General features: G+C 70.2%; 15 protein-coding genes and 1 pseudogene. 8 read left to right on the forward strand and 8 right to left on the reverse strand.

The window, feature by feature from the left end; genetic code table 11:
* Positions 1 to 80 precede the first annotated feature (80 nt).
* The 3 genes from AB0D49_RS28690 to AB0D49_RS28700 all read left to right on the forward strand — a co-directional run bounded on the left by AB0D49_RS28690 (position 81) and on the right by AB0D49_RS28700 (position 2,979).
* Positions 81 to 1,193 (forward strand): hypothetical protein, encoded by a 1,113-nt coding sequence (locus AB0D49_RS28690; protein ID WP_362762566.1) that lies wholly within the window; start codon positions 81 to 83, stop codon positions 1,191 to 1,193.
* Positions 1,194 to 1,265: 72 nt separating this feature from the next.
* A complete protein-coding gene (locus AB0D49_RS28695) occupies positions 1,266 to 1,856 on the forward strand; it encodes an ester cyclase (RefSeq protein ID WP_362762568.1) in 591 nt (196 codons plus the stop codon).
* 322 nt (positions 1,857 to 2,178) lie between these two features.
* Positions 2,179 to 2,979 (forward strand): MBL fold metallo-hydrolase, encoded by an 801-nt coding sequence (locus AB0D49_RS28700; protein WP_362762569.1) that lies wholly within the window; start codon positions 2,179 to 2,181, stop codon positions 2,977 to 2,979.
* Here the strand turns inward: AB0D49_RS28700 and AB0D49_RS28705 are convergent.
* On the reverse strand, positions 2,892 to 3,371 hold the full coding sequence (locus AB0D49_RS28705; protein ID WP_362762571.1) for a TetR-like C-terminal domain-containing protein: 480 nt from the start codon (positions 3,369 to 3,371) through the stop codon (positions 2,892 to 2,894). The two genes, AB0D49_RS28700 and AB0D49_RS28705, sit on opposite strands and share 88 nt — an antisense overlap.
* A 276-nt stretch (positions 3,372 to 3,647) precedes the next feature.
* Between AB0D49_RS28705 and AB0D49_RS28710 the strand changes: the two genes are divergently transcribed.
* Complete coding sequence (locus AB0D49_RS28710; protein WP_362762573.1) at positions 3,648 to 3,893, forward strand: hypothetical protein; 246 nt, start codon at positions 3,648 to 3,650, stop codon at positions 3,891 to 3,893.
* 235 nt (positions 3,894 to 4,128) lie between these two features.
* Here AB0D49_RS28710 and AB0D49_RS28715 read toward each other — a convergent pair.
* Together AB0D49_RS28715 and AB0D49_RS28720 are read right to left on the reverse strand one after the other, a co-directional pair.
* Positions 4,129 to 4,264 (reverse strand): annotated as a pseudogene (locus AB0D49_RS28715) (AraC family transcriptional regulator); the annotation flags it as partial.
* Positions 4,265 to 4,308: 44 nt separating this feature from the next.
* Positions 4,309 to 4,926: a TetR/AcrR family transcriptional regulator C-terminal domain-containing protein gene (locus tag AB0D49_RS28720; protein ID WP_362762575.1), complete on the reverse strand. Its 618-nt coding sequence runs from the start codon at positions 4,924 to 4,926 to the stop codon at positions 4,309 to 4,311.
* Positions 4,927 to 5,049: 123 nt separating this feature from the next.
* On the opposite strand from AB0D49_RS28720, the gene AB0D49_RS28725 reads away from it, so the two are divergent.
* The 3 genes from AB0D49_RS28725 (at position 5,050) to AB0D49_RS28735 (ending at position 8,598) form a co-directional block, all read left to right on the forward strand.
* A complete protein-coding gene (locus AB0D49_RS28725) occupies positions 5,050 to 6,555 on the forward strand; it encodes an FAD-dependent monooxygenase (protein ID WP_362762577.1) in 1,506 nt (501 codons plus the stop codon).
* Between the two features lie 132 nt (positions 6,556 to 6,687).
* Positions 6,688 to 7,443 (forward strand): SDR family oxidoreductase, encoded by a 756-nt coding sequence (locus AB0D49_RS28730; RefSeq protein ID WP_362762579.1) that lies wholly within the window; start codon positions 6,688 to 6,690, stop codon positions 7,441 to 7,443.
* Positions 7,444 to 7,752: 309 nt separating this feature from the next.
* Positions 7,753 to 8,598, forward strand: a complete 846-nt coding sequence (locus AB0D49_RS28735; protein ID WP_362762581.1) for an alpha/beta hydrolase — start codon at positions 7,753 to 7,755, stop codon at positions 8,596 to 8,598.
* An 85-nt stretch (positions 8,599 to 8,683) separates the two neighbouring features.
* Here AB0D49_RS28735 and AB0D49_RS28740 read toward each other — a convergent pair whose 3' ends face one another.
* Positions 8,684 to 9,595: a hypothetical protein gene (locus AB0D49_RS28740; protein WP_362762583.1), complete on the reverse strand. Its 912-nt coding sequence runs from the start codon at positions 9,593 to 9,595 to the stop codon at positions 8,684 to 8,686.
* A gap of 363 nt (positions 9,596 to 9,958) precedes the next feature.
* On the opposite strand from AB0D49_RS28740, the gene AB0D49_RS28745 reads away from it, so the two are divergent.
* Positions 9,959 to 10,585, forward strand: coding sequence for a pyridoxamine 5'-phosphate oxidase family protein (locus AB0D49_RS28745; protein ID WP_362762585.1), 627 nt, complete (start codon positions 9,959 to 9,961; stop codon positions 10,583 to 10,585).
* Positions 10,586 to 10,745: 160 nt separating this feature from the next.
* On the opposite strand, the gene AB0D49_RS28750 is transcribed toward AB0D49_RS28745, so the two are convergent.
* From AB0D49_RS28750 to AB0D49_RS28765, 4 genes are read right to left on the reverse strand one after another with little or no spacing between them, the layout of a single operon-like run.
* The gene (locus tag AB0D49_RS28750) at positions 10,746 to 11,960 is read right to left on the reverse strand and encodes a M20 family metallopeptidase (RefSeq protein ID WP_362762587.1); all 1,215 of its coding nucleotides are present in this window, start codon (positions 11,958 to 11,960) and stop codon (positions 10,746 to 10,748) included.
* Positions 11,957 to 13,021: a methyltransferase gene (locus tag AB0D49_RS28755; RefSeq protein WP_362762589.1), complete on the reverse strand. Its 1,065-nt coding sequence runs from the start codon at positions 13,019 to 13,021 to the stop codon at positions 11,957 to 11,959. The genes AB0D49_RS28750 and AB0D49_RS28755 overlap by 4 nt, the downstream gene beginning before the upstream one ends.
* Positions 13,018 to 13,761, reverse strand: a complete 744-nt coding sequence (locus AB0D49_RS28760; RefSeq protein ID WP_362762591.1) for a 4'-phosphopantetheinyl transferase superfamily protein — start codon at positions 13,759 to 13,761, stop codon at positions 13,018 to 13,020. The genes AB0D49_RS28755 and AB0D49_RS28760 overlap by 4 nt, the downstream gene beginning before the upstream one ends.
* Before the next feature lie 7 nt (positions 13,762 to 13,768).
* On the reverse strand, positions 13,769 to 14,689 hold the full coding sequence (locus AB0D49_RS28765) for a DMT family transporter (RefSeq protein WP_362762593.1): 921 nt from the start codon (positions 14,687 to 14,689) through the stop codon (positions 13,769 to 13,771).
* Between the last annotated feature and the right edge of the window lie 2 nt (positions 14,690 to 14,691).

A 14,691-nucleotide genomic window follows, 5' to 3' on the forward strand; every position in this document is an offset into this window, starting at 1 on the left:
CATTGATTAAATCCACGCCGTGGATATAGTGGCCCCGGGCAGAAACCCACGACGTGGGTAAACCTGCGTGAGGAGTGACGATGCGCTTCCCCTGGACCAGTACCGAGGTGGCCGATCTGCCCACGGTCGGCACGGCGGTCGATGCGGTGACCGACCTGTCCCGCTCCGAGGAGCCGCCCGGAGCGCGACTGCGGATCGCCCGGCGGCAGGCTGCCGCGTTCCGCAGCGAGTTCGCGTCGACCGGGACGCCGGACAGTGTCGTGACGCGCGACCTGGTGACGTTGCCCTATCCCACGCGGTTCGGGCTCTTCCGGGCCTCGAAAGCGCTCGCGCCGTTCCTGTCGATCACGAACCGGATGCAGGTGATCCGCTGGACCGAGTCCGACGGCCGCCGACGGGTGCTGCTGTTCGAGCCGAGCGACCACGAGCAGGGGCGGTACACGCCGTACTTCGACACGCTCTCCCAGCGCACGCCTGGCTTTGTGGAGCGGCAGTTGGTGACGGAGCACGGGACCGTGCTCGGTCATCTGGCCCGGCTCGGAATCGAGCCGGCGGAGGTGGACTACCTGCTGTTCGACCACCTTCATACCCAGGACCTGCGGCGTTGGGTGGGGACCACCGCCTTCCAGCACGATCTCGGGCGGACACCCGAGGCAGCGTTCCCCCACGCGAAGGTGATCGTCCAGCGCGACGAACTGGCCGCGATGACCGACCTTCACCCGCTGCAGAAGCCCTGGTACCAGCCGGCCGCCTACGCGGATGTCCCGCCTGAGGCGTTCCTGCCGGTGAACGGCTCGGTGGTCCTGGGTCCGGGCGTGGCGGTACTGAAGACCCCCGGCCATGTCTTCGGAAACCAGTCCCTGGTCGTCAACACCGACACCGGGATCTGGGTGTCCAGCGAGAACGTCATCGCCACCGAGGCGCTGGTCCCGGAGCATTCCAGGCTCCCGGGCCTGGCGAGGTGGGCCCGCGCGTGGCAGCAGGAGGTCGTGCTGAACGCGAACACGATCGAGACGACGGCCGATCAGTACAACTCGGTCGTCATGGAGAAGGCCCTGGCCGACCCCAGCCAGGCCGATCCACGGTTCCCGCAGTTCCTCCCCTCCAGTGAACTCACCGGTGCCTGGACCAATCCCGGCACGAAGCCGACGTTCACTCACGGCGCGATCCGCCACGGCGCCCAGCCCGCCTGAGACATGCGACATGCGACATGCGACATGCGACATGCGACATGAGACATGAGACTTGAGACAGGAGACAGAAAGATGTCCGCCGCACCCGCCGACCCGTCACCTCCCGCCCGGTTCACACTGCCCGCGGAGGCCGTTCTGCGCGCCCGGGAGAAGCTCGTGCTCGACCACTTCCGTGACGAGGTCCGCCACGACTGGGACGCCACCCTCGCGACGTTCCCCCACCCGCACTACGAGCTGATCGCGCAGATGGTGGTGCACGACGGCGACTCCGAAGTCCGCGGCTATTACCACGACAGCAGGGTCGCCTTCCCCGACCAGGACCACGAGCTGATCGCCTTTCGGCACAGTGCCGACGCGGTGATCGTGGAGTTCTGGCTGCTGGGCACCCACCGCGGCATGCTCGGCAAGATCCCGCCGACCGGGTCGAAACACCGCACCCGGATGACGGCGTACTTCATCTTCGACGAGAACGAGAACCTGGTCACCGAGCGCATCTACCTCGACCAGCTCACCGTCCTCAAACAACTGATCGCCGGCATCAACCTGCGCAAGCCCTCCGGCCTCCTCAAGCTCGCCCGCGTCCTTCGCGGCGCACTCTCCACAGCGGGGTCGAAGCCCGACCCGAGGCTCCTGAACACCACCAAGCCGAACCTCGACAGCTAGGACGCGGGAGCACGCACTTGACCACGCACAGCATCGGGGCCGGATCGGCGATGCGCGCGCGCTGACCGGCGGCACCTCGATGCACCGGGACTTCCTCGTCACCGGCCACGAAGGCGTACAGCACTTCGCCTACTGGAGTACTGGCTTCACCGTGGGGCAGGAAGGACGGGTCGGCGGCGAGGACGGCTGATCCGCCTACCTGGCCTCCGAGTATCAGCCCGGCACCGTCACCGAGGTCTCCGACCCCGCCGGGGCGAAGCCCGACCGCAGTCCCTCTCCACCAGGTGATTTCGCAGGTCATTCACAGGAACAGAGACTCGTTATGAAGGTCCACCACCTCAACTGCGGCACCATGCGCCCATGGCGAGCCCCCGACGGACTGGTCTGCCACGTACTGCTCGTCGAAACCGACAGCGGCCTCGTACTCGTCGACAGTGGCCTCGGCCTCCAGGACGCCGCCGACCCGGCGAAACGCTTCGGACCAGCACGTTTCTATGTCCGACCCGCCTTCGACACCACCGAGGCGGCGACCCACCAAGTAGCCGCGCTCGGCTACGACGTCCGAGACGTCCGGCACATCGTTCTCACCCACTTCGACGCCGACCACACCGGCGGACTCGCGGACTTCCCCTGGGCCCAGGTGCACCTCACCACCACCGAGAACCATGCCGCCCTGCACCCGAAGGGATTCACCGAGCGGGGCCGCTACCTCACCACCCATCGCGCCCACAACCCCTTGATCATTCCGCACACCCTCGACGGCGGCGAGCCATGGCAGGGCTTCCCGAACGCCAAAGAACTCACCGACATCACCGACGGCATCGTCATGATCAGCCTGCCGGGCCACACCCGCGGGCATGCCGCCATCGCCGTCGACGCGGGCACCCACTGGGTCCTCCACGTCGGTGACTCCTTCTACCACCGCGGACAGATCGACGGAACCGGCCGGGCCCCGAAGTCCCTGACCACCATGGAACGAGCGGTCGCCTCCGACTGGTCCCAAGTCGCGGGCAACCACCGCCGACTGACCCAGCTCTACGCCGAGAACCCTCCCGGCCTGCTGCTCGTCAACGCCCACGACCCCACGCTGCTGCACCGAGCGCAGAACGGAACCACGGCATAGGAACGCCTCGCGGGTTTCGACACCGCGGAGATGGCCGGACAGCAGGAAGGGGAGGTAGACGAGGGTCTGTGCCCATTCGGGGGTGAGGGGTTCGTTGGTGAAGACGGCCCGGTAGTAGAGGGGGGCGAGGACGGCGTCAGTGGTGCGTTCCAGGGACGGGGGTGGTTGCCCCGGGCCTGGTCCCGTTCGAGGATCGCTTCGAGCTGTCGTTGGCGTTCTGTGCGGCATACGGCGGCGCCTTGTTCTCCGCCGGTGCCGATGGTGGCACGTACCAGGGCGAGGGTGTCGGGGTCGCCGAGGTCCTTGGCGAGGTCGTACGCATAGCGCTCCAGGTCGCCGCGGAGGCCGCCGGGGTCGGGGACGACGATGTCGCCGGAGAAGCGGCTAATCATGACGTCAGAGATCAGTTCGGCGACGCTGCCCCAGCGGCGGTAGACCGTGGTCGCGTGGCCCCGGCGCGGGTGGCGATGGCGGGTCCCTCCCTATGCTGCGGACCCTGCTGGCGAGGGGCGGCTCGGTCGCGCGGGGCCGAAGCCGCTGTTCCGTCCCGGCGGGTGGTGGCGTTCGGGCATCTGGGTGACCTGTCGTTTCCGTTGATCGTCGCGGGGCGTTGAACGGCCGACGTGACAGTTTCCTGGCACGTCTTCCAGAGAGACTCGGGAGTATTCATGCGTATGCGCTCAGTCCTGGCCGCCTCGGTCTTCACCGTCGGCATTCTGCTGGGTGGCGCCGGCTCGGCCCTCGCCAACGACGGTGGCGGAGTCGTCCAGGCCAGCGGTTCGCAAGGCGTCCACCAGACCGGCAGCACGTCGTTCGCCGGTGTCATCAAGGGCGTAGGCCCGGTCTGGTACAACGACGGGCAGAGCAACACCGAGTGGGAGCGCTTCACCTTCCAGGGCATCTTCGGACGGTGACGCATCGCCCCGGCGTCGGTGGGTAGGGCGCCGGGTCATCAGTAGGAGTGCGGGCGGTCGACATCGTGTCGGCCGCCCCTCTTCTTGCCCGCTCACGCCCGCGACCTTCTGCCTGCCCGATACCGCCGACCGGCTCTGGACAACCTCGGACGATGTTGGCATGGACAGTGGCGCCTGCCGCCGGTCGCCGGTCTTGATGAGCGGGAACGTAAGCCCGCGCGAGCGCCGACCACTCGGCCCCGAGAAGAATCTCGCCGCGCCGCCAGACCGTCGGCGTCCGGCCCGTGAACTCGCGCCAGTCTCAGACGAGATGAGCCTGCTCCGGCGTGGCCGGAGACGGCCGCCACCTTGGCCCACCGCAGCGGCTCCTGCGCCGTCGCCTGCGGATCTCGGCCCCGCCCTCGCGGCGCGCGGATCAGCCGCTGTTTCCGGCCAGGATGGCGCTGACCCCGAATGCGAACCGGTCGTCGAACGAGCCGGGTGCGAGGTGGCCGGCGATCCGGTGCAGGGCGGGGTGGGTGTCCTCGGAGACCGCGCGGGCCAGGAGGTCGCCCAGCGGGCGTTGGTCGGCCGCTTGCTCCTCCTGGGTGAGGCCGAGAGTGAAGTAGATGATCGCCCAGGTGGTCCAGGCGACGGTCTGCTCCTCCCGGCCGCTGTCGAGGAGGGCCCCCACCAGGGTGTCGGCGAAGCGCAGGGTGTGGGGTTCGGCCGGGTAGGTGCCGACGACGAGGGACGCGCCGTCGCGGTGGGCGAGCAGGGTGCGGCGATAGCGGCGGGCGAGTTCGCGGACGCGTTCGTCGGGGGCGGACGGCAGGTCCGTCAGCGGGGTCTCGCCGGTCACCGCGTCCGCCATCAGCTCCAGCATCCGGGCTTTGGTCTTGACGTGCCATTGGACGGTGTTGATGCGGACGCCGAGCCGGTCGGCGACGGCCCGCGTGGAGACGGCGTCGAGGCCCTTGGCGTCGAGGAGTTCCAGTGCCGTACGGATCACCGTGGCCTGATCCAGCCGTTCTCCGTGTTGCCTATTGGTCATTGACCTAGTTTACTGCGACCAGGCTCTAGGTCAGTGACCTAGAGCGGGATCGTGCCCGTGGCGCGTCGGGACCCTGGCCAGACCTCTGCCCGGGTACCGGCCGCCGACCGAAGAGGTGGTCGAATGGAAACTCAGCAGGTCGTCATCGCCGGTGGCGGACCCGTCGGGCTCTGGCTCGCGGCCGAACTGCGGCTCAACGGTGTCTCTGTCACCGTCCTGGAAGAACGCACCGAGGTCGATCAGCGCTCCAAGGCGCTGACCATGCATCCCCGGAGCATCGAACTGCTCGCCTCCCGCGGCCTGGCCCAGCGGTTCCAGGACGGGGTCCCCAAGATCCCGACCGGCCACTTCGGCAATCTCCCCAGCCGCCTGGACTTCTCCCTGCTGGACACCCCGTACCCGTACACCCTCTTCCTGCCCCAGGCGCGGACCGAGGAACTGTTCGAGGAGTACGCCGTCGGGCTCGGTGCCACGATCCGCCGTGGTCACCGGGTCACCGGCTTCACCGAGTCCGCCGACGCGGTGACCGTGCGGGTGGCGGGGCCGCAGGGGGAGTACGAGATCCAGGCCGAGTATCTCGCGGGGTGCGACGGGACGCGCAGCACCGTACGCGAGGCCGCCGGGATCGACTTTCCGGGGACGCCTTCCCATCAGCTCGGCTGGCTCGGCGATGTCGCCCTGGACAATCCGCCGCCGCTCGCCTTCAACCGATACTGCGAGAACGGCTGTCTGATCATCGTGCCGCTGCCCGGCGGCCGGTGGCGGATCGCGGGCACCAGCCCGGACGGTTCGACCACCGAGTGGCCCGGGGACCTCACTCTGGAGGAGCTGCGGGAGAAGACGGTCGCCATCACGGGCGACGACTTCGGGATGCGCGATCCGTCGTGGCTCTCTCGCTACGGCAACGCCACCCGGCTGGCCACCGAGTACCGGCGCGGCCGGGTGGTCCTCGCGGGCGACGCCGCCCACCAGCACTTCCCGACCGGCGGTGTGGGTATGAACGTCGGTATGCAGGACGCCCACAACCTGGGCTGGAAGCTGGCCGCCACCCTCCAGGGCTGGGCGTCGCACGGACTGCTGGACAGCTACCACACCGAACGGCACCTGGTCGGCGCCCAGTTGGAGGAGCACAGCCGGGCCCAGACGCTGCTGCTGACGACGTTCACCCCCGAGGCCGTCGCCCTGCGGTCGCTGCTCGCCCAGCTGGTCGACGACGTGCCCGATGTCAACCGGTTCCTCGCCGGGAAGATCAGCGCGCTCGGCGTCCGCTACCCCAGCACCGACCCCACCGCCCACCCGCTGACCGGCGCCCGCATCCCCGAACTCGCCTTCACCGACACCGGTACCGGCACCGGTCTGTTCGCGCTGCTGCGCGCCGACTCCTACCTCCTGCTCGATCTCACCGGCACCGGCGCGCTCGCCGATCGCGCCCGGGACCGGATCGCCGTCCACGCCGGGACGCCCGGCAGCGGCGCCGCGACCGGCGTTCCGGGCGGCTGGGACGAGGTACGCGCGGTGCTCGTCCGGCCCGACGGCCATGTCGCCTGGGCGGGGACCGAGGAGGACGACAGCAAGCTCACCGCACAGGCCGACGCGGCCGTGGCCACGGCACTGGGCGCCCGCCCCTGACCGGCGCCCGCGACCGTCCCGCCGGGGCGGGACATCGCCTTCTCGGCGAACGCCCGCAAGAGACATGGCAAGAGACATGGCAAGAGACATGGCGAGAGACACGGCAAGAGACAAGGAACGACAGGCAGCGACATGGATCTGGAACTCAAGGACCGCGTGTACGTCATCACCGGTGGCACCCGCGGGCTCGGCAACGCCGTCGCACGCGAACTGGTCGCCGACGGCGCCAAGGTGGTCATCACCGGCCGGGACGCCGACCGCGTCGCCGACGCCGCCGCCGCACTGGGCGTGAACGCCGCCGGGGTCGCCGTCGACAACGCGGACCCGCAGGCCCCGCAGCGGCTCATCGACACCGCGCGGGAGCGGTTCGGAGGCTTCGACGGCATCCTGGTCAGCGTCGGCGGACCGCCTGCGGGCGGCATCGCGGACAACACCGACGAACAGTGGCAGGCATCCTTCGAGTCCGTCTTCCTCGGCTCGGTACGGCTCGCCCGCGTCGCCGCGGCGCAGTTGGCGGACGGTGGCACCATCGGCTTCGTCCTGTCGATCACCGTCCACGAACCCGCGCCCGACATGACCCTCTCCAACGGACTGCGCCCCGGGCTCGCCGGATTCGCCAAGTCCCTCGCCGACGAACTGGGCCCGCGCGGCATCCGCGTGTTCGGGCTGCTCCCGGGCCGCATCGGCACGGACCGTATGCGCGACCTGGACGCCCTGGACGCCGACCCGGACGCCCGGCGCACGGCCAACGAGGCCGGAATCCCACTGCGCCGGTACGGGACGCCGCAGGAGTTCGGCCGTGCGGGAGCGTTCCTGCTCTCGCCCGCCGCGTCCTACATCACCGGCGTGATGCTGTCGGTGGACGGCGGCGCACGGCACGGCTTCTGACGGTGCGGGGCGACGCGACGGGGACGCCGCTGTGTTCTCGTAGCCGGGAACCGCGCCGCGCCCCGCACGCGGAGCCGGCTCACACCGTGGCCGCGGCTCGCGGCGGGCCTACGTACGCCCCGCAATATCAATCGCATCCAATCTAGTTGTGCACAACTCAATTGCGTGGTCTACTTACGTCGTCGGGAAGCCGGACGCAGCAGCAAGACGGCAAGCAGACCCAACGGCACACCGACACCGCAGACTTCCGGACCTCTCCCGCGAGGGTCCGAGCCCCGCACCACCCACGACGCCTCCAAGGAGCACGCCATGCGTACCGCCCGCCTCTCCCGCCGCACGAAGCTCGCCGTCGCCACCGCCACCGCGATCGCCTCCGCGGCGTTCCTCACCCCGGCCGCCTCCGCCGCCCTCGGCGACCACGGCACACCCGCCTCCGGCACCAAGCCCACCGTCGTCCTCGTCCACGGCGCCTGGGCCGACGGCTCCGGCTGGAACAAGGTCACCCAGCGCCTCCAGAACGACGGCTACAAGGTCATCGCCCCCGCCAACCCCCTGCGCGGCGTGGCGGGCGACTCCGCCTACATCGCCAGCGTCCTGAGGAACATCGACGGCCCGATCGTCCTGGCCGGGCACTCCTACGGCGGCACCGTCATCACCAACGCCGCCACCGGCAACGCCAACGTCAAGGCGCTCGTCTACATAGCCGCCTTCGTCCCCGACACGGGCGAACTCCAGGGCGACCTCCTCGCCAAGTTCCCCGGCAGCCTCATCAACGACGCCATCAATCCCCAGCCCTACACCAACCCCGACGGCACCACCGGCACCGACCTCTACCTCAAGCCCGACAAGTTCCGCGCCGCCTTCGCCGCCGACGTCTCCCGGTCCGAGGCCGCCCTCATGGCCGCCGCCCAGCGCCCCTTCACCGCCGCCGGCTTCGAGGAGCCCACCCGCAGCGCCGCCTGGCACACCATCCCCTCCTACGGCCTCGTCGCCACCGACGACAAGGCCATCCCGCCCGCCCTCCAGCGCTGGGAGTACGAGCGTGCCGGGTTCGAGAAGGTCGTAGAGGCCCGCGGAGCCTCCCACGTCCCCTTCATCAGCCAGCCCACCAGCACCGTCAACCTGATCAAGCACGCCGACCACGCCACCCGGTAACCCGCACCCCAGCTGAGGGCCGGAGACCACCGTCTCCGGCCCTCAGGGATGGACGCCCGGACGTCGTTCCACGTCCGGCCGTGTGTCAGCCGAAGCCGCGGAGCGAGGTGAGGACGTGTCCCAGCAGGACGAGGCAGAAGCTGCCGACGACGGCGAGCATCTGCACAAGGCCCGGCTGGCTCCCCAGCATCAGGGGGCTCCAGCCCCAGAACACCAGCACGGTCAGTGCGGTGCGCACGGTCTGGTGCGGCGCCGACCAGGCCGTCTTCTGAAGGTCGTCGGCGTCGGGCACGCGGGTGAACACCGGGACGAGGATCGAGCCGATGAGCGCGACCACGATGAAGGCGATCAGCGAGCCCCTGCCCAACTCGTCGCCCTGGAAGGCATGCCAGCGGTTCGCGGCGAGCGTGGGCAGGTCCTTGCTCTCGTTGACGTACCCGCCGAGACCGGGGTCGGACCGGGCCCACAGAACATCCACCTCGGTGCCCTTGCCGGGCTTCTCGTACGTATAGGCGCCGCGCACGGTGAGCCGTTCGGCACCGCCGGGCACGGAGACAAGGAGCCGGGACGCGTATCCCTTCACCACGGCGTCGTCGTTCAGCTCCTCTCGTGTCGACCGCAGTTCCAGGACCGTCGCGGTGCTCACCTCGGCGCCCGCGTCGCGCAGCGCGTCGAGCTTCTCGCCCACGCTGGACGAGGTCAGCAGGGCTGCGGCGAACACGGCGGAGGAGAACGCGACGAGGACCCAGACAGCACCGGTGCGCAGCTTGACCCAGAACTCGTCCGTGAACCCGTCGGCCTCGGGCTCGCCACGCAGCACCCACAGCGCCACCACCCGTACCACCGCGCACCCCACAGAGACGGCACCCCACACGAAGGGTTCGTGCCAGGGCCGGGCCATGGCGGTGGCCCCCAGCAGCCACATGCAGGCGACGGCGCCCGCGACCCACGCCGTGAGCGAGCACAGCCGTATGAGCCATATCAGCGTCGAACGCACAGATCCCTCCCCGATGACATGTGAAGCGACCCTCACCGTAGAGTCCGCAGCGACGTGCGCCAGCGCTGCACCGAGCGCACACTCACCCGCAAGTCGCTCACGCTGGGAGGCCGCTGCCCGGCTCACAGCGCCGACACTTCCCCCTCCACTCGCCAGTCAGGCGATCCGCCACAACCGCACCTGACTCGACATCAGTCGACAGCACCCCAGACGATGCCGCTGACCAGGGTCACATAGCAAACCACCGCTGGAGTGCTAATCCCGCCGAAGTCCCAGCTCCTGGCTTCCCTTTCTTCGGAAAGAGGGCGACGATAAGATCCGCAGAAATGGCGGCCGTTCGTTCATGCCCTCAAGGGGAAGCCGATGACTCGATATGCCGGGGTCGTATTCACCGAAACCGTAAGGAGTGTCCAGCGGGAACGTGGCAGCGCGCAGGCGATGGAACGACTGATCGCCGGGAACACCGAGGAACCGGACCCGCTGGGCGCCGACGAAGTCGGCTTCATCGTGGCCCGCGACGGGTTCTACCTGGCCAGTGTGGGTGCGGACGGCTGGCCGTATGTGCAGTTCCGCGGCGGGCCGCCCGGCTTCGTGCATGTACTGGACAGCGGGACGCTTGCCTATACCGAGGTGCGGGGAAACCGGCAGTACATCACGACAGGCAACATCCGGGACGACGACCGGGTGTCGCTGTTCTTCATGGATTATCCGCGCCGCACCCGGCTGAAGATCCTCGGTCGGGCCGAGAGCAGGAAGATCGAGGAATTTCCGGAATTGACGGAGCGGCTGGCCGATATTCGCTCCGAAGGGCTACCGGAACAGCTGATCGTGGTGCGGGTCGAAGGCTTCGCGTGGAATTGCTCCAAACACATCACCCCGCGGTTCTCGGACGCCGAACTCGCCGAAGCGCTGCTCCCCGTGCGGCAACGGATCGAGGAGCTGGAGGAGGAGAATCGGGCGCTGCGGGCCTGGCTCGGATCGCGGGACTGACCCGCGTTCGAACCGGCTGGCCGTCCCGGTTCGGAAGCGCCGCTCGGAGCGCGGGACTGGGCCGAGTCCGAACCGGCCCGCCGCCCCGGTACGGAACCGCCGCTCGGAGCACGGGACTGACCCGCACCCGAACCGGCCCGCCGCCCCGGAACGGACCCCCTCAGCCCGCACTGGCCAGTCGACGTCGGGCCAGGGCGGCGAGCAGCCGGGCTCCGTCCCCGAGCACCTCGTGCCCGAAGGCGGCGTCGGGATGGTGGTTGAAGCTCGCCGTGGCCGGATCGCGGTCCGGTGGGCAGGCGCCGAGGAAGAGCAGCGTCCCCGGCACCTCGTCCAGGACGAACGAGAAGTCCTCCGAGGCGCTCAGCGGATGCGGCGACCAGATCAGCCGCCCCGGGCCCAACTCCTCCTCGACGGTGGTCGCCGCGAAGTCCGTCTCCGCCGGATCGACCACGGTCACCGGATAGTCCATGGTGTGCTCGACCTCGACCTCGACGCCGTGCGCCGCGGCGATCCCCTCCAGCAGCTTCCGCAGCCCGGGGACGACCCGGGCCTTCGCGCCCGGCCCGAACGTCCGGACACCGATCTTCAGCTCCGCCTCGTCGGGGATCACATTGGCCGCGACCCCGGCGTGGATGCTGCCGACCGAGATCAGCGCCGGATCGAGGGGATCGAAAGCGCGGTTGGCGAAGGTCTGGAGCGCCAGGACCATCTCGCACGCGGCGGGCACCGGGTCCTTGAGCAGTTGCGGCTGGGAGTCGTGCCCGCCATGGCCGCGCACCGTGACCCGTAGCGCGTCGCCGCCGGCCATCAGCGGGCCCTTGCGGGTCAGCAGCAACCCGGCCGGCAGCAGCGAGGACGCCACATGCAGGGCGTAGGCCGCCGAGGGACGCGGTCCGGCCGCCTCCAGGACGCCCTCGTCGATCATCAGCCGGGCGCCGTGGTGGCCCTCCTCGCCCGGCTGGAACATCAGGATCACATCCCCGGCGAGTTCCGCGCGCCGTCCGGCGAGGAGCCGGGCCGCGCCGACCAGCATGGCCGTGTGCAGATCGTGCCCGCAGGCATGCATCCGGCCCTCGATCGTGGAGGCGTACGGCACGCCGGACGCCTCCGTCAGCGGCAGCGCGTCCATGTCGGCCCGCAGCAGCACGACCGGGCGCTCGCCCGCCCCGCCGCCGCTTGCGCCGCCGCGCAGCACGGCGGTGACGGAGGAGAGGGCGGTGCCCGTGCTGATCTCCAGGGGCAGTCCGTCCAGCGCCGCCAGCACCTTGGCCTGGGTGCGCGGCAGGTCGAGGCCCAGCTCCGGCTCCCGGTGGAGGTCCTCACGGAGCCGGACGAGGTCGTCGAGCAACCGGGGCTCGGGCAGCGGGCTGGTCATTTGACCGCCGTGATGATGCCGTGCGGAGTGATGGCCTCGGTGCAGCGGGTGCGCCGGACGTCGGAGAAGCCGACCGCCCGCAGGGCCTCCTCGTACTTCTCCCAGGGGTAGATCATCCCGCCCTCTCCGGCCACGGCGGCGAAGAACGGGCTGGCAAGGGCCGCCATCAGCGGTCCATCGAGGTCGTCCTCGGACATCGAGTTGAGGATCAGCGCACGGCCGCCGGGGGGCAGTGCCGCGTGAGCGAGGCCGAGGAGTGTGCGGATGCTTTCCTTCGGCCAGATCTGGAGCTGGTGGACGAACATCACCGTGTCATGGCCCTCGGGGTAGGAGTCCCCGAAGATGTCGCCCTCCACCACCCGGACCCGGTCGGACAGCCCCGCCTCGTCCACCTGCTTGCGCGCGAGATCCACCACCCCGGGGATCTCCAGGACGGTCACCTCCAGTTGAGGGTGGGCCGAGGCGAGCGCGATGGCCATCGTCGCGTCGCCGCCGCCGATGTCGAGGACCCGCCGGGAGCCGCTGAAGTCGCCGTAGGTGATCAGGTGTTTGCTGGCGACCCGTGACCAGGTCCCCATGAAGTGGTAGAAGACCTTGAGCAGTTCGGGGTCCGTGGTGAGCCGGTGGTACACCGTGGCGCCGTCGCCCGAGTAGCGGCGCAGGCCGATGTTGCTGTTGGCGCGCAGTGACTCGGTGAAGTCGGCGAGGCCCGCGTAGGTGATGTACGCCTCGAACGCGACGACCGCCTCCACCAACTCCCAGTGGCCTCCCTTGAACAGATCGGTGATGGCGGCGGAGTTGCGGTACCCGCCGTCGGCGCGCTCGATCAGCCGCAGCGAGCTGACCCCGAGCAGCAGGATCTCCAGGGCGCGTTCCTGCAACTCCAGTTCCGCGCCGATCTGCTCGCGGGTCGTCCCTGGGGAACGGTCCAGCAGCTCGAAGAGGCCGAGTTCGACGCCTGCGCGGGTGAACTGGAAGGCGTTGTGGCCCAGCAGCACCGTGGTCAGGGCGTCGGGGACAGTGGGCTGGTACGGCGTGGACGGGATCTGCGTCTCGGTCATGGTCCCTCTCCCTCAGGGGCGGGGTTCTCGATCGGGCTGTCGATCATGAGCACGGGCGGGGTGGGCGAGGCCGGGTCACCGGGACCGATGACGGCCACCGCGCCGACCACGCCCGTAGGGGCGTCCGCCAGGTCGTACAGGCACCGCCGGCCGATCCGGTGCGGCCGGTCCGGGCCCGCCGGTGTCAGGGGCAGTGCCGACAGGTCCAGCGCGGGCATGGCCGGCAGGCCGTCCGTGCCCAGCTTGACCAGCGCCTCCTTGCGTACCCAGGTGCGCAGGAAGACCGTGCGGGGTTCGGGGGAGCCGCGGATGCGGGCGAGCTCCCCGGTGGTCAGGAAACGTCGTCGGGACCAGGGGTCGGGTCCGGCCGTCCCGGCGGGCAGCCGTTCGATGTCGATACCGACGGGCCGGTCCGCCGCCGCGGCGGCCACGAACCCGTCCGCGTAGGAGAGGCTGACGGAGAGTCGGCCTGTGGCGCCTCGCACGCGGGGCGGGCCGTGCGGGCCGCCGCACCGGGAACACCGCTGCTCCAGGACGACGTCCCAGGGGGCCGTGCCGGTCCGCCGGGCGACACAGAGCCGTACCAGGCAGCGCGCGGCGACGAAGGCGCCGCGGGCCGCGGGGGTGCGGGCGGCTGCGGCCCGGCGGCGCTCGGCGGCGGTGAGCACCGCCTCACCCGCCCCGCGCAGGGCCAGCACGCGGCCCACGGCGGCGGTGGCGACGGTGAGGTCGGCGGTCACCGGCGTCTCACTTCTTGCGCTGGCTGAAGACGACGCCCGCGAGGGACAGCACGCCGCCGACCAGGGCCAGCCATGGCGGTGTCTCGTCGAGGATCAGCCAGGCCAGGGTCACCGCGATCGGTGGGGAGAGATAGGTGAGGGCGCCCATCCGGCCGGCCGTCGACCGGGCCAGCGCGTACCCCCAGGTGGTGAAGGCCACGGCCGTCGGGAACACGCCCAGGTACAGCGTCCAGCCGATGGCCTCGCCGCTCGCGTGTGACAGATCGTCGATCAGCTGGGGGAGGAACGGCAGACAGAGCGCGGCGCCGATCAGACACGCCAGCCAGGTCACCATCAGGGCCGAGGTGTTGGCCAGCAGCGGCTTCTGGGCGATGACACCGCCCGCGTACGCCACCGCCGACAGGAGCGCGAGCGCGGTGCCCGTACCGGCCGACAGGCCCTGGCTGGAGGTGGCCACACCGATCAGCAGCACACCGGCGAAGGCGACGCCGCCGCCGACCACCAGTGCCCGGGGCAGCCCCTCCTTGAGCAGCGCTGCCGCCAGGATCGCGATCAGCACCGGGCCCAGACTGATGATCATCGCGGTCGTACCCGCGTCGATGCGCTGCTCGGCGGCGTTCAGGGCGACGTTGTAGATCCCGAACCACAGCAGGCCGCACAGCAGCAGTCGGGGCAGGTCGGCGCGGGGCGGCAGCCCCACCCGGCGGACCGCGACGACCACGCCGAGTACCACGGCGCCGATGAAGAGCCGGGCGAGGGTCAGGGCGCCGGGGTTGATGTCCTTGCCCGCGGCCCGGATACCGATGAAGGCGGAGGCCCACAGGACGACCGTCACCAATCCGGCGGCCAGGGCCAGTGGTGGTGTGCCCGGGGTCACGGAGGTGCTGTCGGGGTCGGGTGTGCCCCGGTCGGCTTGGGCTGACGTCACTG

Origin of the sequence: Streptomyces sp. NPDC048290 (assembly GCF_040652095.1) — a bacterium.
Lineage (GTDB): Bacteria > Actinomycetota > Actinomycetes > Streptomycetales > Streptomycetaceae > Streptomyces.